This window comes from Caballeronia sp. M23-90 (genome assembly GCF_053574605.1).
In genome coordinates this window covers 1-890 of record NZ_JBSIPA010000905.1, presented here as the reverse complement: position 1 = coordinate 890, position 890 = coordinate 1, and the positions used below count along the sequence as shown (strand labels likewise).

Genomic DNA, 890 nt, shown 5'->3' with positions numbered 1-890 from the left:
CTCGAAGGCTGGTTCGAAGGGTATGTCCTGACGGGACGTCACGGTCTTTTCGCGACCTACGAAGCGTTCGTGCATGTGATCGATTCGATGTTCAACCAGCACGCGAAGTGGCTCGAGAAATCGAAGCGCGTCCTGGAAGCCGATGACGACACGCCGAAGCTCCACAAGGTGCTGGCCGAGGCCGGCATGGGTTCGCGCCGTGACATGGAAGAACTGATCGTGGCAGGGCGGGTATCGGTGAATGGCGAGCCGGCACATATTGGCCAGCGGATCATGCCGACCGACCAGGTTCGCATCAATGGCAAGCCGGTCAAGCGCAAGCTCGCGACCAAGCCGCCGCGTATCCTGCTGTACCACAAGCCGACCGGCGAGATCGTGAGTCATGCCGATCCTGAAGGACGTCCGTCTGTGTTCGACAGCCTCCCGCCCATGAAGACGGCCAAATGGCTTGCGGTCGGCCGGCTCGACTTCAATACCGAAGGGCTGTTGCTGCTCACCACTTCCGGCGATCTGGCCAACCGTTTCATGCATCCGCGTTATAGCGTCGAGCGTGAATACGCGGTCCGGGTAGTCGGCGAGTTATCGGAAGGCATGCGCCAGAAGCTTCTGAGCGGCGTCGAACTGGAAGACGGTCCGGCGAACTTCCTGCGGATTCGCGATGGCGGCGGCGAAGGCACGAACCACTGGTATCACGTGGCGCTGGCTGAAGGCCGCAATCGTGAAGTTCGCCGCATGTTCGAAGCGGCCGGCCTGATGGTCAGCCGTCTGATTCGTACGCGTCACGGCCCGATCGCCTTGCCGAAGGGCCTGAAGCGCGGCCGTTGGGAAGAGCTGGAAGATAACGAGGTGCGTGGCCTGCTGGCATCGGTGGGACTCAAGGCGCCGGCGGA

Annotated in this window: 1 protein-coding gene; it reads left to right on the top strand. The window is 62.1% G+C overall.

What is annotated here, in order from left to right:
- Positions 1–890: 23S rRNA pseudouridine(2605) synthase RluB (gene rluB, locus ACRXB1_RS36885; RefSeq protein ID WP_449494885.1), on the top strand; the 890-nt coding region annotated here is incomplete at both ends.